Below are 18,465 nucleotides of genomic sequence, written 5' to 3'. Positions count from 1 at the left end.
ATTGTAGCTTCCCCTTCAGGATGGCAAGTTACACGCGTTACAGCGGTTACAGTCTTTACAGTCAGGGCGCGGGGCCGTCTGACTGTCTCTCAGACGTGCGCGCTGCGCCTCGCGAGCACGGCAAGCTCACGGAAAACGTCGGGCTCGAGCATGTCGGCTGCGATCAGAAGCCGATGTGATCTGTCGCCCTCGTCTTCGAGCGACAGCATCAGAAGACAGTCGCTCCATTGGCTGCACCCAACGATACGGCCCTGAGCGCGCAATATTCCCGTCCGGCTCCAGACTGACATTCCATCCGGCCCGATTTTAAATGCGTGCGGCTCGTTGCGCGCATGACGGACGGTTGCGAGCGCGAGAATGGCGAAAATAGCCGCACCCGTCAGCGCAGCCCGGACGATGCCGAAACGGGGTGCGACGCTCGCCCAGACGGCGGCAACGGCCGCGACGATGAACAGCGCCGTCGCCAGATACAACGCGGCGGACCGTCGCAGCGCGACGCGCTGCGAGGGTCCGCCGTTCAGTGCGAGACGCGGGGCGTCCGCCGCGGAAGCATTTGCCGGACGAGCCGGAGATGACGATGCAGCCGTCAAACGCTCAGGCGCGCTTGAAAACCAGCGTGCCGTTCGTGCCGCCGAACCCGAACGAGTTCTTCAGCGCGACGTCGATCTTCATCTCCCGCGCTGTGTTCGCGCAGTAGTCGAGATCGCATTCCGGGTCCTGGTTGAAGATGTTGATGGTCGGCGGCGAAACCTGATGATGCACGGCCAGCACCGTGAACACCGATTCCAGGCCGCCGGCGCCGCCGAGCAGGTGACCCGTCATCGACTTGGTCGAGTTCACGACGATGCTCTTCGCGTGATCGCCGAATGCGCGCTTGATGCCCGTCGTTTCCGCGAGGTCGCCCAGTGGCGTCGACGTGCCGTGCGCGTTCAGGTAGTTCACCGAATCGGGGTTCACGCCGGCATTCTTCATCGCCGCGATCATGCAGCGGCGCGCGCCGTCGCCGTCTTCGAGCGGTGCGGTCATGTGGTACGCGTCGCCGCTCATGCCGTAGCCGCTGACTTCCGCGTAGATCTTGGCACCGCGTGCCTTCGCGTGCTCGTATTCCTCGAGCACCATGACCCCTGCGCCCTCGCCGAGGACGAAGCCGTCGCGGTCCTTGTCCCAGGGACGGCTCGCCGTCGCCGGATCGTCGTTACGCTGCGACAGTGCGCGCGCGGCCGCAAAGCCGCCGATGCCGAGCGGCGAAACCGTCGATTCCGCGCCGCCCGCGATCATCACGTCGGCGTCGCCGTATTCGATCAGGCGCGACGCCTCGCCGATGCAGTGCAGACCCGTCGTGCAAGCCGTCACCATCGCCAGGTTCGGGCCCTTCAGGCCGTATTTGATCGACAGATGGCCCGAGATCATGTTGATGATCGACGCGGGTACGAAGAACGGCGAAATACGGCGCGGGCCGCGGTTCAGCAGTTCCGTCTGCGTGACTTCGATCATCGGCAGGCCGCCAATGCCCGAGCCGACCACCACGCCGACGCGCTCCGAATTCGCGTCGGTGATCTCAAGGCCGCTATCCTGCATCGCCTGGATGCCGGCCGCCACGCCGTAATGGATGAACGTGTCCATGTGGCGCGCTTCCTTGCCGAAAATGTAGTCCTCGACATTGAAGCCCTTCACTTCACCGGCGAAGCGGGTGGAGAAGTTCGACGCGTCGAACTTCGTGATGTTGGCGATGCCGGACTTGCCTGCGACCAGATTGGCCCAGCCGTCGGCAACATTATTGCCAACAGGCGAAATAAGCCCCAGGCCTGTAACAACAACACGACGACGGCTCACGGTAACCCCTTTTCCATAGATGACAAAACAAAAGCCACAGTACCCACAGGAATGCGTCCTGTGAACCCTGTGGCTGTTAACCTGACGAACGCTGACCTGCGCGCTGACGAATACGCTGACCGATACAGTGGCGCGAGCACCAGAAACTGCATCAGTAAGCGCAATGACGAAAGAGCCGATAGTCCCTGCATCGGCCAGTGCGCCTTGAACGGCGCCGTCAGGATCGGGCGCATGCGCATGGAAGTCGGCGCCTGCCCTGCTTGCGCCGCCCCGCGGCACGACAGTGCGTCCGCGACAGCGGGCGCTGCAACGTTCGCAGCAGCCGAGGCAACCAGACGGGCGCGAATGGCCTTAGGCCTTGACGTTAGCGCGAGCGTAGTCGATCGCCTGCTGAACCGTCGTGATCTTCTCGGCTTCTTCATCCGGAATTTCCATGCCGAATTCGTCTTCGAGAGCCATCACCAGTTCAACCGTGTCGAGCGAGTCAGCGCCGAGGTCGTTCACGAACGATGCTTCGTTCTTGATTTCCGCTTCGGCAACGCCGAGTTGCTCTGCAACGATCTTCTTGACGCGCTGTTCGATATTGTCCATTACCCCTCCAAGGGAAAAAAGTTCATAAATACAGGTGCGCGCATTTTATCAGGTTTGCATCTGTAAAAAAGCGACGCACAAGGTTGCTGTAAAGCCGTCCTATTGGCGCTTTGAATTGCATCAAGGCGCGGATAGTAACCGAATTTGATTACGACATATACATGCCGCCGTTCACGTGCAACGTCGTGCCGGTGATATAACCGGCCTGCGGCGATGCAAGGAACGTCACGGCGTGTGCGATGTCTTCCGGGCTGCCGAGACGGCCGAGCGGAATCTGCGCCTTCAGAGCCGTCTGCTGCTCTTCGGGCAGCGTTTTCGTCATGTCGGTATCGATGAAACCCGGTGCGACGCAGTTCACGGTGATGCCGCGGCTGCCGATTTCACGTGCAAGCGCACGCGTCATGCCCGCGACGCCCGCTTTCGCGGCCGCGTAGTTCGTCTGGCCGGGATTGCCGGCCGAGCCGACCACCGACGTGATGTTGATGATCCGGCCGCCACGCGCCTTCATCATCGGGCGCAAGACCGCGCGCGACAGACGGAACACGGACTTGAGGTTCGTGTCGATCACGGCATCCCAGTCTTCGTCCTTCATGCGCATTGCAAGCTGGTCCTGCGTGATGCCCGCATTGTTCACCAGCACGTTGAGCGCGCCGAACTCCTTCACGGTGCCTTCGATCAGCGCTTCCGCCGCTGCAGCATCGTTCACGTTCAGCACGGCGCCGCGACCGTTCAGGCCTTCGGCCTTGAACGCTTCCGTGATCGCGTTCGCGCCGCTTTCGCTCGTCGCCGTGCCGATCACCGTCGCGCCCTGACGCGCGAGTTCGATGGCGATTGCGCGACCGATGCCGCGCGAAGCGCCCGTCACGATCGCGATCTGTTTATCGAGAGTCTTTTCCATCATTGAATTCCGCAGTGCCCTGCAAACGCAGGGCTATTTGATTCGTTGCCGCCTCGCAAGGAGACGTTCAGGCCGTCACGAGCTTCAGCACTTCGTCGAGCGTTGCAGGATCGACGATCGACGCGCCGGCCAGATTGCCGTCGATGCGCCTGGTCAGGCCTGCGAGCACCTTGCCGGGACCGCATTCGACCACGTGCGTGACGCCCTGCTTCGCCATCGACTGCACGCATTCGACCCAGCGCACGGGGCCCGCCGCCTGGCGAACCAGTGCATCCTTGATGCCGGCTGGCTCGTTGACGACGGCCACATCGACGTTGTTTACGACGGGGATCGAAGGCACCTGCACGTCGACGCTCGCCAGATACTCGCGGAGCTGATCCGAAGCGGGCTTGAGGAGCGACGAATGGAACGGCGCGGACACGGGCAGCGGCAACGCGCGCTTCGCGCCCTTTGCCTTCGCGAGCTCGCATGCCTTTTCGACGGCAGCCTTGTGGCCGGCGATCACGACCTGCGCAGGCGCATTGAAATTGACCGCTTCGACGACGCCCGCCGTCGACGCTTCCTTGCACACTTCGCGCACCATGTCGTCATCGAGGCCGAGAATCGCGGCCATGCCGCCCTGACCGACGGGCACCGCGTTCTGCATCGCCTGCGCGCGAAAGCGCACGAGCGGCACGGCGTCGCGAAATTTCAGCGCGCCGGCAGCGACGAGCGCCGTGTATTCGCCGAGGCTGTGGCCCGCGACGATGGCAGGCGCCGGACCGCCTGCCGTCTGCCACGCACGAAAGATCGCGTAGGCAGCCGTCAGCATCACGGGTTGAGTGTTGGTCGTCAGGTTCAGGTCTTCAGCCGGGCCTTCGGCGATCAGCTTGCCGAGGTCCTGGTTGAGTGCGTCGGAGGCTTCCTGGAGGGTTTCGCGCACGATTGCGTGATCGGCGAACGCATTGAGCATGCCGACCGACTGCGAGCCCTGCCCCGGAAAAACGAACGCAAATTTCATATCGTCCCCAATTCGATGAATTCAGTTTGTGCGTGGCGCGCGCAGGCCCGCGCAGCCGCTAAGCGGCGCTCAGGCACGGTCGCCCGGTCTTCGTCAGAAGCGAATGACCGACGCGCCCCACGTAAAGCCGCCGCCGACGCCTTCGATCAGCACGTTGTGGCCGCGCTGGATGCGTCCGTCACGAACAGCGACGTCGAGCGCGAGCGGGATCGACGCGGCCGACGTGTTGCCATGTTCGTGCACGGTGACGATCATCCGCTCCTGCGGCAGGCCCAGCTTGCGGCACGTGCTCTGCATGATGCGGATATTGGCCTGGTGCGGAATCAGCCAGTCGATCTGCTCGGGCTTGAGGTCGGCCTTCTGCAGCGCTTCGATAGCGACCTTTTCGAGCACGTTGACGGCGAGCTTGAATACCGCCTGGCCGTCCATGTGCAGGAATGCGCTGCCTTGCACGATGCCGCCGTGCACATTGCCCGGCGTGCAGAGAATGTCCGAGTGGCTGCCATCCGCATGCAACGCGCTCGCCAGCACGCCCGGCTCGTCCGATGCCTGCAGCACGACGGCACCCGCGCCATCGCCGAACAGCACGCACGTCGTGCGATCGTTGAAATCGAGGATGCGCGAGAACGTTTCTGCACCGACCACCAGCGCAGTACGATGTTGCCCGCTTCGAATGAAGCTGTCAGCCGTCGCAACGGCATAGGCAAAACCTGAGCACACGGCCTGCACGTCGAACGCGGCGCCGTTGTTCTTGATCCCCAGCTTGTTCTGCAGCAGACAGGCCGTGCTCGGGAACACGAAGTCCGGCGTCGACGTGGCAACGATGATGAGATCGATCGATTGCGGATCGACGTCGGCGGCTTCGATCGCGCGTTGCGATGCGATCAGCGAGAGCTCGCTCGTCGTGACATCGGGATCGGCGAAGTGGCGCGCGTGGATGCCCGTGCGGGCCACGATCCATTCGTCGCTCGTCTCGATGCCCTGCTTCGCGAGACGATCGGCCAGGTCCTGATTGGAAACGCGGTTGGGCGGCAGATAGCTGCCCGTGCCCAGCACGCGGGAGTAGATAGTGGATTGAGCCATTATGCCTTCGAGGATAGTGCGCTGTAGGGCTCGGCCGGTTGGCCAGAAATCGGACCCGCGATCGGGCTCGCAATCTGGCTCGCGGAACCCGCGCCGCCCGCTTCGCGCGTCGCCTGTTCGAGTGAACCCGCGTTCTCCTCCATCGCGCGGGCAAGACGTTCCAGAACGCCATTTTTGACGGCATCATACCCGCGTTTGATTGCCCACTCAAACGCGTAGGCGTCGGCCGAACCGTGGCTCTTGATCACGAGCCCGCGCAGGCCGAGGAGCGCCGCGCCGTTGTATTGCCTGTGATCGACTCGTTTCTTGAAACGCAGCAGCACGGGCAGCGCGAGCAGAGCCATCACCTTGGTCATCCACGAACGGCCGAATTCTTCCTTGATGATGTCGGAGAGCATCTGCGCGAGGCCTTCCGACGTCTTCAGCGCAACGTTACCGACAAAGCCATCGCAGACGATCACGTCGACGGTGCCTTTGTAGATATCGTTGCCTTCCACGTTGCCGCGGAAGTTCAGCGTGCTGGTGCGAAGAAGCTCGCCTGCGCGCTTGATGGTGTCGTTGCCCTTGATGACCTCTTCGCCGATATTCAGGAGCCCGATGCTCGGGCGCTCCTTGCCTTCGACAGCCGACACCAGCGCATGTCCCATCTCGGCGAACTGCAGCAGATGCTGCGGCTCGCAGTCGACGTTCGCGCCGAGGTCTAGCATGGTCGTGTAGCCGGTGGGATTGGGCAGTGCGAATGCAATCGCCGGACGTTCGATGCCCGGGAGCGTTTTAAGAACATAACGGGAAACGGCCATCAGCGCGCCGGTGTTGCCGGCGGAAATGCAGGCCTGCGCCTCGTCTTCCTTGACGCGATTGAGTGCAACGCGCATCGACGAGTCTTTCTTCTTACGAAGCGCGACTTCAACCGGATCGTCCATTGCGACGATCTCGGATGCGGGTACGACCGTGAGTGCCGGATCGTCTGCCGCCTTCAGCTTTTTCAGCTGCGCTCGAATCGCGTTTTCGATGCCGACGAGCATCAGATGCGCATCGGGATGCGAGCGAACGAAGTTGACGGCAGCGGGCACAGTCACGGACGGCCCGTGGTCGCCTCCCATGCAATCTATCGTGAGCTTTACAGTCATGGAATGCGACGAATTTCAGGCACAAAAAAGCGGCAGTTGAATGCCGCCTTTTCGATGAACCGGGAAAATGTCAAGCGAGCCGATCGCCATGCGAAACGCTAACGCGTTGAACCCCGCAGGGATATCCCAACTGAGCCCAACTGAGCGCAATGCCGGGCGATTAGTCGTTTTTCGTCTTGACGACTTTCTTGCCGCGGTAGTAGCCGTTCGGGCTGACGTGGTGACGCAGATGCACTTCACCCGTGCTCGGCTCGACAGCTAGCGGCGCTGCGTTGAGGAAATCGTGCGAGCGATGCATACCGCGCTTCGACGGCGACTTCTTGTTTTGTTGAACTGCCATGATAACTCCTGAAAATTTTCCGAATTCTAACACAGCCCGATCCGGCAACCGCCATAGGCCGCGTGGCTGAAACCATCGCGCCCGGCGCGCCCTACCGCGCTCCCATGCAACTGTTCAGTGCTTCTTGCCGCCGGTTCCGCCCGACTTCAGGCCTTCGAGCACCGCGAAAGGATTTGGCCGTTTGGGTTCTTTCCCCTCGCTGGCTTCGCCCTTGGCAGCAACTTCGCCTTCCGCCTTCGCGGCTTCTTCGCCTTCCAGCCCGCTGGCGCCCGAAGCGAGGCTCTCGTGCACTTCAGGACAGACATCGTGCTTCGGCACGAGCGGCAACGAAAGCAGCAATTCCTCTTCGATCAAGTCGACAAGATCGAACTGGCGTGACCCGACGATCACATCGACTTCATCCTCGTCCAGAGGAAACTCTTCAGCTTCCTCTTCGGTTTTGACGATCCGGTAAATCGCATCGACGTTGAACGCCTGCTCATACGGAGACAGGCAACGCTGACATTCGAGCCATGCGGCGCCGTGAATCGCGAGCCTCAGATACGGCTGCTGACCCTCGGTGCCGTCGTCCTGCAATTCCGGCTGCATCGCCCCTTCGGCTTGCCAGGTGAACGCGGTATCGCGATCTGGCGCTTCCTCCGGGACTTCGTTTAACATGCGCGGCAGTTGCGAGACGCGCACGGTACCCGCAGCCTGACGTCCACTACGGGCAAATTCGAAGAGGTCGAGTTCGCGCGGGTCGACGAGACCAGCAGGTTTGCCAGGATGTTGAGTCATGTGCGCTCCTGCGTCGGCAAGGATTTCAGCCGGGTAAATCGCCATGCCTTGTTTTCTGTCGCTACCGGCCTCACCGACCTTTTTAAGTCCGCGTAGCGCGCCATACGGCAAAGCATACCGATGAAAAGCCCAAAATCATATCCGTTTTGTCTTTTCGAGTCAAACACTTAAGACCTGCCATGCGAAGGCGTTTGCGCCCGCCTTTTTGCATCCGGTTTTACCTTCAGATCGAGGTTCCATTTCAGCATGCCGGATTTCCCCAAACGCCCGCCCCGCCTGATTCTGGCGTCGAGTTCGCCGTATCGCCGCGAGTTGCTCGATAGACTGCGCATTCCGTTCGACGTCGTCGTGCCCGCTATCGACGAAACGCCGCACGTAGGGGAATTGCCGGAAGCGACGGCGCTGCGCCTCGCGCAAGCCAAGGCGCAAGCGGTCGCCAACGGGCTCGCCACCGGCGAGCCGGCGCTCGTCATCGGATCCGACCAGGTCGCGACCTATGACGGACACCAGATCGGCAAACCCGGCACGCACGAGAAAGCGCTGGCGCAACTGCAAGCCATGCGCGGCCGCGAAGTGCTGTTTCATAGCGCGCTGTGCCTGTTCGACAGCCGCTCGGCCACTGCGCAAATCGCCGATGTGATCACGCGCGTACGCTTTCGCGACCTGCCGGATGCCTCGCTTGACGCGTATTTGCGCGCCGAAACGCCCTATGACTGCGCCGGCAGTGCGAAAGCCGAAGGTCTCGGGGTCGCGCTCCTCGAAGCCATCGAATCCGACGATCCGACCGCGCTGATCGGCCTGCCACTGATCGCGCTCACGAGGATGCTGCTCGCCGCGGGCTATCCGCTACTGGAGGCGCAATGAGCGGCGTGCTCTACCTGATTCCGAACACGCTCGGCGACGGCGACGCCGCCGCGCTCGACGCCGTCATGCCCGCGCCCGTTCGGGCCCGCGCCGCAGCCCTGCACTATTACATCGGCGAAAACGCGAAAACGACGCGTGCATTCCTGAAAAAAGTCGGGACGGAGCGTCCAATCCAGGAAATCGAGATCCGCGAACTGAATGTCAACACGCCGGCCGGCGAGATCGACAAGCTGCTCGCGCCCATCCTGGCGGGAACGGACGCCGGGTTGGTGTCGGAAGCGGGTTGCCCGGCCGTCGCCGATCCGGGCGCGCTGCTCGTGCGGCGCGCGCACGAGCGCGGCGTCAAGGTCGTGCCGTTCGTGGGGCCGAGTTCCATCCTGCTCGCGCTGATGGCGTCAGGACTGAACGGCCAGAGCTTTGCGTTTCACGGCTATCTGCCCGTCGATGCCAACGAGCGCGTAAAACGCCTGAGTGACCTTGAGCAGCAGTCGCGCAAAGCCAAGCAGACGCAGATTTTCATCGAAACGCCCTATCGGAACCGCGCGCTACTCGATGCGCTGATCGCGACCTGCGCGCCGTCGACGCTGGTCTGCGTCGCCGTGGATCTGACACTGGAAAGCGAAACGATCGTGAGCCGGACGGTCGCGGACTGGAAGAAAAAGCCCGCGCCTGATCTGCATAAGCGCCCGGCGATCTTTCTGATTCTGGCGACTTGATACCGGAAAATAGTGGCCAGATGATTCCTGGCCACTGCACCGCAGACACCTTATCGAAGGTTCAACTTTCCAATCGTCGCCATCGCGCGCACGGCGCCGCTGCCGACCGCCGCGCCGAACTTCCGCGCCACGCGATCCGTGATGCTTTCCTTCACCGTGTAATCCACGACGTCCGGCGCCTTGATGATTTCTCGCGCGACAAAGTCGGTATCGCCGAAGCCGTCCGCGAGGCCCAGTTCGACGCTTTTCTCGCCCGTCCAGAAGAGGCCAGAGAAAATATCCGGCGCGTCTTTCAGCCGGCTGCCGCGGCCCTGCTTCACCGCGTCGATGAACTGCGCGTGGATCTGATCAAGCATCGCCTGCGCATGTTCGTCCATCTTCGGCGTATCGGGCGAGAACGGATCAAAAAAGCCCTTGTTCTCGCCGGACGTGCGCATCCTGCGCTGGATGCCCAGCTTGTCCATCAGCCCCGTAAAGCCAAAGCCGTCCATCAGCACACCAATCGAGCCAACGATGCTCGCCTTGTCGACATAGATCTTGTCGGCGGCGGCCGCAACGTAGTAACCGCCCGACGCGCACATGTCGCCGACGACGACATAAAGCGGAACAGACGGATATTTGGCGCGCAGCCGACGAATATCGCGGTAGATGATGCCCGCTTGCACCGGGCTGCCGCCCGGACTGTTGCAACGCAAGACGACGCCCGCCGTGCCTGCGTCATCGAAGGCACTTTCCAGCGCCGTATCGATATCTTCCGCGTTCGCGTTCGTATCTGCGGCGATCTCGCCATCAAGTGTAATGAGCGCCGTGTGCCGACCGGCGGTCGCGACCTTTTCGCCGCTGAAATCGAAGATCGCCAACGCGATGAGCACCAGCACGCCGAGGAACATGAACCTGAAGAAGATGCGCCAGCGTCGGGCCGCCCGCTGCTCCTTGATTGCGGCAAGCGCAACCCGCTCGAGCGCGCCGCGCTCCCAGTTCAGCTCGTCGGCGGCAGCGCCGCGACGGGATTCACGGCTCGATGCGGCCGGTTCCTGAGGATCGGGAGTGAGATTGTCGGACATGCGTCGCCGCCAGATAGAACGGGGTTTGGAAATGATGCTGGGAAATCAGGCAGATGCGGGAAGCAGATCGCCGTCCGGGAGCCAGAACACCGCGCGACCTTCGGGCGTGTCGCGTTCGTCGACCTGCACCGGGCGAAGCCTGCCGCCGCGGCACGGACCGCCGACGCATTTGCCCGTGTCCGGCGCGTAAATTGCGCCATGCGTAGCGCACATCAAGTATAAACCGGACGATTCGAAGAACTGCCCCTCGCTCCAGTCCATCTCCATCGGTACGTGCGCGCAGCGGTTCAGATAGCCGTACGCGACGCCGTCATAGCGGATGAAGAAGACGACGGCGTCGCCGCCCGCGTGCGTCGCGTTGCGGCGGACGCCCATGCCGCCGTCGACCAGTTCCTCGGACGCGCAAATGCGCACGGGCTCCAGCGCTGCGTCCGTCATGCATGCTCCCGCAGCCAGCCCGACAGCGATGCGACGCTGTCCGCGACGTATTTCGGCTCGAGCGCCGCCAGCGAACCGGCGGGATGCGCGCCGTACGTGACGCCGATGCCCGAAACGCCCGCATTGATGGCCATCTGCAGATCGTGCGTGGTATCGCCGATCATCACCGTGCGCACGGGGTCCTGCCCCAATTCGCGCGTCAGCTCGTGCAGCATGGCGGGATGGGGTTTCGAGAACGTCTCGTCGGCGCAGCGCGTGCCGTCGAAAAGGCTCGTGAGCCGCACCTGGTCCAGCGCCCGATTCAGCCCGACGCGGCTCTTGCCCGTCGCGATCGCGAGCAGATAGCCCTGATCGCGCAAATCGGCCAGCATTTCGCGCACGCCCGCGAACAGTTCCGTCGTCTGATCCTTCACCAGATAGTGGAAGCGGTAGCGCTCGGCGAGGCGCGGATAGTCGGACGGATCGAGCGTCGGCGCGGCGATCTGCAGCGCGTCGCGCAAGCCGAGGCCGATCACGAAGCTCGCCGCTTCGTCGGCAGGCACGGGCAAGCCGAGGTCGCGGCAAGCGGCCTGGATGCTGCGGGTGATGTGGACGGTCGAATCCATCAACGTGCCGTCCCAATCGAAGACGATCAGATCAAATTGCTGCCTAGCCATGCGTTCCCGTCTCGTTTCGTGGTTGTCCGCGCTTCGCGTCGTCTTGCGCGTTGTCCTGCGGTTCGTGCTGTTTCGCCTGACCGCGGCTCTCGCGCGGCTGCGCGCTCATTTCGGCAAGCTGCTCGACGAAGCGCCGGCAGTCGGCCGGCAAAGGCGCTTCGATTTGCAGCGTCTCGCCCGAGGCCGGGTGCGTCAGCTTCAGCCGGTACGCGTGCAGAAACATGCGTTTCAGACCGGGCTGTGCATTGGCGCGAGCGAGCGCCTTGTTCAGCGCAAAATCGCCGTACTTTGCGTCGCCGACGATCGGTAGCCCGAGATGCGCCAGATGCACGCGAATCTGATGAGTCCGTCCCGTTTTCAGTTCGGCCTCCAGCAACGCGTAGCCGGGCCAACGGTCGACGAGGTTAAAAATCGTGTGCGATGGCAAGCCGTCCGGCTGCACGCGCACGCGCCGCTCGCCATCGGGCAGCAGGTACTTGTGCAGCGGCTCCTTCACCGCGCGCCGGCGGCCCCAGTCGCTCGCCCACTCGCCGTGCACGCACGCGTAGTAGCGCTTGTCCATCCGGTTTTCGCGGATCTGCTCGTGCAGATTGACGAGCGCCGCGCGTTTTTTCGCCAGCATCAGCACGCCCGACGTTTCGCGATCCAGCCGATGCACCAGTTCCAGAAACTTCGCCTGCGGGCGCGCGGCGCGCAACTGCTCGATCACGCCGAACGCGACACCGCTGCCGCCGTGCACCGCGACCCCGGCCGGCTTGTCAATGACGAGCAGATGCTCGTCCTCATACAGAATGTCGAAATGTGCGGACGGCACAGGCGCGTTCACGGCCGGCTCGTCGGCCCGCGCGACCCGAACGGGCGGCACGCGCACCAGATCGCCATGAGCGAGCCGGTACTGCGCATCGACCCGACCCTTGTTCACGCGCACTTCGCCACTGCGCAGGATGCGATAAATATGGCTTTTCGGCACGCCTTTACAGACGCGCAACAAGAAGTTGTCGATACGCTGGCCAGCCGCACTGTCGTCGATTTCGATCATCGACACCTGATCGCTTGCGACCGCGTTCGCGACCGATTTCTGGGATGTTTTGCCTAACTCTTTCATTCTGAATATAATTTGCCCAGCAGTCTGCGGCGGCCGACTATATAGGATCGGCGCATTAAACCGAATCGCGGGTGGATTGTGCAGGTGCAAGCTATAAAACGCTATTTTACTTGTGCCGGGGGCTGGTTGCTCGCCCTGAAAATGAGATGCAACAAGTTGCACGCACGGATCACGACACGGCAGGGACGGCGCCCACAGGCACGTTCGGTCACTGTCGGCTCCGTCGGTAACGGAATTTTGGTCAAAAAGAATTTGACTGGCGAGCTTCGGCAGCGGGCGGCTTTGATGTCCCTTTAGCGCGAAGCGGCCAGTGGCGAAAATACGGCGTGCGCCCGAGGCGTCCCGCAGAAAGTGCGGGACATGGCGACGTCAAAATGAGGCGAGACACCCCGAGCGGGCGGAGCACGCGTTGTGAGCGAGCTTTCCCGCTGCGGCAAGACCGCAGCCTTCGAACCTGTCCGGACGCGCGCCCAGCTGGCGCGCCGGCGCATGTGGACGGAGGCGTATGCAAGTCGGCTGCCAGGACCCGCGGCGTGTCGGGCCATTATTTGAAGCCGTGTTCGCATGTGCCCTGCGGCAGCGCGTCCAGTTTCCGTCGGACGGCGCCCATTCAAGGCAATTCTCCCGCCATCTTTCCCGCTCCAGCGTGCTTGTGAAAACACAATAAGGCGCGGCATGCCGCTGCCGTTGCCGTCGGCTGGCCGGGTTCGATCCCGCGCGCCGTCGGCTCGGACAGGCAGAGCCGCTCTGGAGCCGTTCAATGAAACGCATGTTGTTCAATGCGACGCAGCAGGAAGAACTGCGCGTCGCCATCGTCGATGGGCAAAAACTCATCGACATCGACATCGAAACTGCCGGGCGCGAACAGCGCAAAGGCAATATCTACAAGGGGATCGTGACGCGCATCGAGCCGTCGCTCGAAGCCTGCTTCGTCAACTACGGTGAAGACCGCCACGGTTTTCTCCCGTTTAAGGAAGTCGCCCGCCAGTATTTCCGCGAAGGCATCGACATGCGCTCGGCGCGCATCCAGGACGCCCTCAAGGAAGGCCAGGAACTGATCGTCCAGGTCGAGAAAGAAGAACGCGGCAACAAGGGCGCTGCCCTCACCACGTTCATCTCGCTCGCCGGCCGCTACCTCGTGCTGATGCCGAACAATCCGCGCGGCGGCGGCGTGTCGCGCCGGATCGAAGGCGACGACCGCCAGGAACTGCGCGAAACGATGGCCCAGCTGCAACTGCCGGAAGGCATGAGCATCATCGCGCGCACGGCGGGTATCGGCCGCAGCGCCGAAGAGCTGCAGTGGGACCTCAACTACCTGATGCAGCTGTGGCACGCGATCGAAGCCGCGTCGCAAAGCGGCACACAAGGTCAGCCGATGCTGATCTATCTCGAATCGAGCCTCGTCATCCGCGCGATTCGCGACTACTTCCAGCCGGATATTGGCGAAATTCTCATCGACACCACGGAAATCCACGACCAGGCGCGCGCCTTCATGGATATCGTGATGCCGGACAATGTCAACAAGGTGAAGCGGTATCACGACGACGTGCCGCTTTTCTCGCGTTTCCAGATCGAGCACCAGATCGAGACGGCGTACTCGCGCACGGTGCCGCTGCCGTCGGGCGGCGCAATCGTGATCGACCACACGGAAGCGCTCGTCGCGATCGACGTGAACTCGGCGCGCGCCACCAAGGGCGCGGACATCGAGGAAACGGCCACGCGCACGAACCTCGAAGCCGCCGATGAAGTCGCGCGCCAGTTGCGTCTGCGCGACCTGGGCGGCCTGATCGTGATCGACTTCATCGACATGGAGTCGGCCAAGAGCCAGCGTGAAGTCGAGCAGCGCCTGAAGGACGCGCTCAAGCACGACCGCGCGCGCGTCCAGATGGGCAAGATCTCGCGCTTCGGCCTGATGGAGCTGTCGCGCCAGCGTCTGCGCCCGGCGCTGTCGGAAGGCAGCCACGTGACGTGCCCGCGCTGCAACGGCACGGGCCACATCCGCGACACCGAATCGTCCGCGCTGCAAGTGCTGCGGATCATTCAGGAAGAAGCGATGAAGGAAAACACGGCGGCGATCCACTGCCAGGTGCCCGTCGAAGTCACGGCCTTCCTGCTCAACGAAAAGCGCTCGGAAATCAACAAGATCGAGTCGCGCTTCAAGGTCAACGTCGTGCTGGTGCCGAACAAGCACCTCGACACGCCACATTACAAGCTCGAGCGTCTGCGTCACGACGATGCGCGCCTCGACGATCCGCGCGCCTCGTGGAAGATGGCCGAGGAAGCCGCGCGCGAACTGGAATCGGAAACGGGCTACAGCAAGCGCGCCGAGGACGTGAAGCCGAAGCAGGAAGCGGCTGTGAAGGGCATCACGCCGGAGAAGCCGGCGCCGAGCGCCCCGGTCCGCACGCCGGTGCCCGCAGCCCCTGCCGCAGCCGAGATGAAGCCCGCGACGGGCGGCTTCATCGGCTGGCTGAAGGGTCTGTTCGGCATGCAGCCGGCCGCCCCTGCACCGGCTCCGGCACCCGTCGAAAAGCCAGCGAAGCCGGCGCGCGCCGAACGCCCCGAGCGCGGTGAGCGCACGGGCGAACGCGGCGGCGACCGCAACCGCAACCGTCGCGGCGGCGCAGGCGGCCGCGACTCGGCACGTGGCGAAGGCGCGGCAACGCAAGGCCGTCAGGGTCAGCCGTCGCAGCGTCGCGAGGAACGCGAACCGCGCGAAGCACGTGAACAGCGTGGCGGCCGCGAGCAGCGCGAAGGCCGCGAATCACGCGAGACGCGTCCGGAGCGCGTCGAGCGTGGTCAGGAGCGCGCAGAACGCGCAGAAGCCGCCGAAAACGCGCCGCGCGGCGAGCGTCAGGACCGCGGTGAGCGCCGCGAACGTGGCGAGCGCCCGGAACGCGGAGAGCGCCGCAAGCCGCAGCAGGAGGCCGCTGAAGCACTGAACCAGAACGAAGCCCAGGCAGACCTCGCCGCGCAGGCGCAAGCCGGCCTGACGGGCGGCGCTGCCCCCGTCGAAGAAGCGCGTGATGGCGAAGAGCGCCGCCGCCGCCGCCGCGGTCGCCGCGGTGGCCGTCGCGAGCGCGACGAGGAAGGCCTGAACGTGAACACGGCAGCGGACGTTGCCGAAGCTGAAGGCGAAGCAACAGCAGCCGCGTCGGCGGAAGCGCCTGTTCGCACGCCGGAGCACACGGGCCGTCACGAAGCGCAGCCTCAAGCAACGGCTCCCGCCGGGCAGGAATCGGCAGAAACCGTGAAGCCGGTCGAAGTCGTCGTGGCAGCCGTCGCGACGGGTGCAGCCGTGGTCAGCGAACTGCATGCGTCGGCCGAAACGCCGTCGCTCGCCGTCGAAAAAGCAGCGAAGGCAGAAGCCGTCGTGCCCGCCGATGAAACCCCCGCTGCGCCGCAGGCACAACCGGAAGCGCAAGCAGCCGAGCCCACGGCCGTCGAGCCGCGGGAAGCTGCGCCGGCGGCCCCTGCCGAGCCCGCTGTCGAAACCCCTGCGCCGGTTGAAACCGCCCCGGCAGCCCCGTCCGCCGAAGCGCCCGCGCCTGCAGCAGCCGAACCCGCCGCAGCCGAGCCCGTCGCCGAGCCGGTGGCGGCAACGCCTGCTGCTCCCGTCGCGCCCGCTGCGGAAACGGAGCCGGTCGCCGAAGCACCCGTTGCAGCTCAGCCGGAAGCCCAACCGGTCACCGAGCCCGTCGCGCATGCGGCCCAACCCGAGCCGCAGCCGGCAGAAGCCGCACCTGTGACGACGGCCGCCGAATCGCACGCCGCCCGCACGAACGGAACGGCATCGGCTGGCCTGTCCGGCGAAGCGCTGAAGTCAATGCTGGAAAGCGCCGGCCTCGTCTGGGTCAACACCGACTCCGACAAGCTGCGCGCCGCCCAGGAAGCCGCTGCGCAAGCCGTCAAGCCGACGCGCGTGCCGCGCGAGCGCAAGCCGCTTCCGCCCGTCGACACGACGCCGATGCAGCAGGTCGAAACGGCAAAGCATCCGCAGTAAGCGCTTGCCAACCCAGCCTGCGCTGCAACGCCAGGCAACCGAAAAGCCCGCCCTCCAAGGCGGGCTTTTTGTTGCCCGTCGTACCGGTGGACCGCGCGTTCGCCCTACTGTGTCGGATAAGGCCTTCCGCTAGAATGAAGGCTGATATTTCAGAAACGTCATCATGTCCCGACGCATCATTCCCGTTGCCGATGTCAGTGCCGTTCCGAACGTTGCCGGCCCCGCTCGCGTGCCGCGAGGCGAATTGACGGACACGCTGTCGCGCCCGCTGCGCGATCTGCGCATCTCGGTGACCGACCGCTGCAACTTCCGTTGCGTCTACTGCATGCCGCGCGCGGTGTTCAACAAGGACTACCCGTTCCTGCCGCACAGCGCGCTCCTGACGTTCGAGGAAATCGAGCGCCTCGCCGCGATTTTCGTCGCGCATGGCGTCGAAAAAATCCGCCTGACGGGTGGAGAGCCGCTGCTGCGCAAGAACCTGGAATTTCTGATCGAGCGCCTCGCCCGCATGACGACTGCGGCCGGCAAACCGCTCGATCTCACCTTGACCACTAACGGTTCGCTGCTCGCGCGCAAGGCGCGCAGCCTGAAAGACGCTGGCCTGAATCGCGTGACCGTCAGCCTCGACGCACTCGACGATGCGCTATTTCGCCGCATGAACGATGCCGATTTCGCGGTGCGCGACGTGCTCGAAGGCATCGACGTCGCGCAATCGGTCGGCCTGACGCCGCTGAAGATCAACATGGTCGTCAAGCGCGGCACGAACGACGGCGAGATCGTGCCGATGGCGCGGCACTTCAAAGACTCGGGCGCCGTGCTGCGGTTCATCGAATACATGGACGTCGGCACCTCGAATGGCTGGAACATGACGGAAGTGCTGCCGTCGGCGGAAGTCGTCGCGAGGATCAGCGAGCACTACCCGCTGATGCCGCTCGAACCGCACAGCGCGGCCGAAACCGCGCAACGCTGGGGCTACGCGGACGGCATTGGCGAAATCGGCGTGATCTCGAGCGTGACCCGCGCGTTCTGCGGGACGTGCACGCGCGCGCGGCTCTCGACGGAAGGCAAGGTCTATCTGTGCCTGTTCGCATCGTCGGGCCACGACCTGCGCGCGCTCGTGCGCAACGGCACGAGCGACGAGGGCATCGCGACCGCCATCGCCAACATCTGGCACGCGCGCGGCGACCGCTACTCGCAACTGCGCGGCAGCGCGAGTGCGGCATCGATGGCGTCGGCGGAAGAACGGCGCGTCGAAATGTCGTATATCGGCGGCTGAAACCGCGCACCTTCATGACGGTTTCCCGGGACGACATCGCAGGCCTGCTGCTCGCCGGCGGACGCGGCTTGCGTATGGGCGGCGCCGACAAGGGCCTGCAGACGCTGCACGGCGAGCCGCTCGCGCTGCATGTGCTGAGGCGTCTCGCGCCGCAGACGGGGCCGCTGCTGATCAGCGCAAACCGCCACCTGCCGCGCTACGAGGCGCTCGGCGCGCCCTTTCACGCGAAAGTCATCGGCGACACGCTGCCCGATTTTCCCGGCCCGCTCGCTGGCCTGCTCGCGGGCTTGCGCGCGGCGCGCACGCCGTTCGTGCTGTCAGCCCCATGCGATACACCGGGCTTGCCCGACGATCTCGCCGAACGCCTCTCATCCGCGCTCGACTCACGGCACGCCGACATCGCCACCGTCACGACCACGGACGCCCAAGGCAACACGTCGATCCATCCCGTGTTCGCGCTGCTGCGCACGTCGCTCGCCGACGATCTCGAAGGCTTTCTGCAAGCGGGCGAGCGCAAGGTCCGCACGTGGTACGCGCGCCACAAGGCCGTTGAAGTCGCCTTTCCGGACGAGCGCACGTTTTACAATATCAATTCATTGCAGGAACTTTCCGACCTCGAACGACGTTGAGGGTTTCTGCCGTCATTTGCCGCGTTCGCCCGGCCGCCGCCGCACCGCATCCCGTCGCGACG

At 64.0% G+C, this 18,465-nt stretch carries 18 protein-coding genes; 5 read left to right on the top strand and 13 right to left on the bottom strand.

Annotated features, from left to right (window positions below; translation table 11 throughout):
• Positions 1-89: 89 nt before the first annotated feature.
• The 9 genes from BN2476_RS07645 to BN2476_RS07605 all read right to left on the bottom strand — a co-directional run bounded on the left by BN2476_RS07645 (position 90) and on the right by BN2476_RS07605 (position 7,652).
• Positions 90-590 carry a protein YgfX gene (locus BN2476_RS07645; protein WP_438942866.1) on the bottom strand — a complete coding sequence of 167 codons (501 nt, stop codon included), beginning with the start codon at positions 588-590 and terminating at the stop codon, positions 90-92.
• Between the two features lie 4 nt (positions 591-594).
• Positions 595-1,833, bottom strand: coding sequence for a beta-ketoacyl-ACP synthase II (gene fabF, locus BN2476_RS07640; protein ID WP_087733553.1), 1,239 nt, complete (start codon positions 1,831-1,833; stop codon positions 595-597).
• A gap of 351 nt (positions 1,834-2,184) precedes the next feature.
• Positions 2,185-2,424 carry an acyl carrier protein gene (acpP, locus tag BN2476_RS07635; protein ID WP_004197638.1) on the bottom strand — a complete coding sequence of 80 codons (240 nt, stop codon included), beginning with the start codon at positions 2,422-2,424 and terminating at the stop codon, positions 2,185-2,187.
• Positions 2,425-2,572: 148 nt separating this feature from the next.
• The gene (fabG, locus tag BN2476_RS07630; RefSeq protein ID WP_087733551.1) at positions 2,573-3,322 is read right to left on the bottom strand and encodes a 3-oxoacyl-ACP reductase FabG; all 750 of its coding nucleotides are present in this window, start codon (positions 3,320-3,322) and stop codon (positions 2,573-2,575) included.
• A 67-nt stretch (positions 3,323-3,389) separates the two neighbouring features.
• Positions 3,390-4,322: an ACP S-malonyltransferase gene (gene fabD, locus BN2476_RS07625; RefSeq protein WP_087733550.1), complete on the bottom strand. Its 933-nt coding sequence runs from the start codon at positions 4,320-4,322 to the stop codon at positions 3,390-3,392.
• Between the two features lie 93 nt (positions 4,323-4,415).
• Entirely contained in the window at positions 4,416-5,405 is a 990-nt protein-coding gene (locus BN2476_RS07620) for a beta-ketoacyl-ACP synthase III (protein ID WP_087733549.1), read from the bottom strand.
• Positions 5,405-6,535, bottom strand: coding sequence for a phosphate acyltransferase PlsX (gene plsX / locus BN2476_RS07615; RefSeq protein WP_087733546.1), 1,131 nt, complete (start codon positions 6,533-6,535; stop codon positions 5,405-5,407). The genes BN2476_RS07620 and plsX overlap by 1 nt, the downstream gene beginning before the upstream one ends.
• A gap of 160 nt (positions 6,536-6,695) precedes the next feature.
• Complete coding sequence (gene rpmF, locus BN2476_RS07610) at positions 6,696-6,875, bottom strand: 50S ribosomal protein L32 (protein ID WP_007741736.1); 180 nt, start codon at positions 6,873-6,875, stop codon at positions 6,696-6,698.
• Between the two features lie 114 nt (positions 6,876-6,989).
• Complete coding sequence (locus BN2476_RS07605; RefSeq protein ID WP_087733709.1) at positions 6,990-7,652, bottom strand: DUF177 domain-containing protein; 663 nt, start codon at positions 7,650-7,652, stop codon at positions 6,990-6,992.
• A 246-nt stretch (positions 7,653-7,898) separates the two neighbouring features.
• Here BN2476_RS07605 and BN2476_RS07600 point away from each other — a divergent pair, with 246 nt between their 5' ends.
• Together BN2476_RS07600 and BN2476_RS07595 are read left to right on the top strand one after the other, a co-directional pair.
• Positions 7,899-8,516, top strand: coding sequence for a Maf-like protein (locus BN2476_RS07600; protein WP_087733545.1), 618 nt, complete (start codon positions 7,899-7,901; stop codon positions 8,514-8,516).
• Positions 8,513-9,232 carry an SAM-dependent methyltransferase gene (locus BN2476_RS07595; protein WP_087733544.1) on the top strand — a complete coding sequence of 240 codons (720 nt, stop codon included), beginning with the start codon at positions 8,513-8,515 and terminating at the stop codon, positions 9,230-9,232. The genes BN2476_RS07600 and BN2476_RS07595 overlap by 4 nt, the downstream gene beginning before the upstream one ends.
• Before the next feature lie 50 nt (positions 9,233-9,282).
• On the opposite strand, the gene BN2476_RS07590 is transcribed toward BN2476_RS07595, so the two are convergent.
• Genes BN2476_RS07590 through BN2476_RS07575 form a run of 4 tightly spaced genes read right to left on the bottom strand, consistent with a single transcriptional unit; the run spans position 9,283 to position 12,495 of the window.
• Positions 9,283-10,296 (bottom strand): S49 family peptidase, encoded by a 1,014-nt coding sequence (locus tag BN2476_RS07590; protein WP_087733543.1) that lies wholly within the window; start codon positions 10,294-10,296, stop codon positions 9,283-9,285.
• 45 nt (positions 10,297-10,341) lie between these two features.
• Complete coding sequence (locus BN2476_RS07585) at positions 10,342-10,734, bottom strand: Rieske (2Fe-2S) protein (protein ID WP_087733541.1); 393 nt, start codon at positions 10,732-10,734, stop codon at positions 10,342-10,344.
• Entirely contained in the window at positions 10,731-11,390 is a 660-nt protein-coding gene (locus tag BN2476_RS07580; RefSeq protein WP_087733540.1) for an HAD-IA family hydrolase, read from the bottom strand. Before BN2476_RS07580 ends, BN2476_RS07585 begins: the two co-directional genes overlap by 4 nt.
• Positions 11,383-12,495: an RluA family pseudouridine synthase gene (locus tag BN2476_RS07575; RefSeq protein ID WP_235850755.1), complete on the bottom strand. Its 1,113-nt coding sequence runs from the start codon at positions 12,493-12,495 to the stop codon at positions 11,383-11,385. Before BN2476_RS07575 ends, BN2476_RS07580 begins: the two co-directional genes overlap by 8 nt.
• Before the next feature lie 760 nt (positions 12,496-13,255).
• Between BN2476_RS07575 and BN2476_RS07570 the strand changes: the two genes are divergently transcribed.
• From BN2476_RS07570 to mobA, 3 genes are all read left to right on the top strand, one after another.
• Positions 13,256-16,498: an Rne/Rng family ribonuclease gene (locus BN2476_RS07570; protein WP_087733539.1), complete on the top strand. Its 3,243-nt coding sequence runs from the start codon at positions 13,256-13,258 to the stop codon at positions 16,496-16,498.
• Positions 16,499-16,661: 163 nt separating this feature from the next.
• Entirely contained in the window at positions 16,662-17,774 is a 1,113-nt protein-coding gene (moaA, locus tag BN2476_RS07565) for a GTP 3',8-cyclase MoaA (protein ID WP_087733538.1), read from the top strand.
• Positions 17,775-17,788: 14 nt separating this feature from the next.
• Positions 17,789-18,403: a molybdenum cofactor guanylyltransferase MobA gene (gene mobA / locus BN2476_RS07560; RefSeq protein ID WP_087733537.1), complete on the top strand. Its 615-nt coding sequence runs from the start codon at positions 17,789-17,791 to the stop codon at positions 18,401-18,403.
• Positions 18,404-18,465 lie beyond the last annotated feature (62 nt).

Origin of the sequence: Paraburkholderia piptadeniae (assembly GCF_900007165.1) — a bacterium.
In the GTDB taxonomy this organism is placed as follows: domain Bacteria; phylum Pseudomonadota; class Gammaproteobacteria; order Burkholderiales; family Burkholderiaceae; genus Paraburkholderia; species Paraburkholderia piptadeniae.
This window is presented reverse-complemented; position numbering and strand designations above follow the sequence as displayed.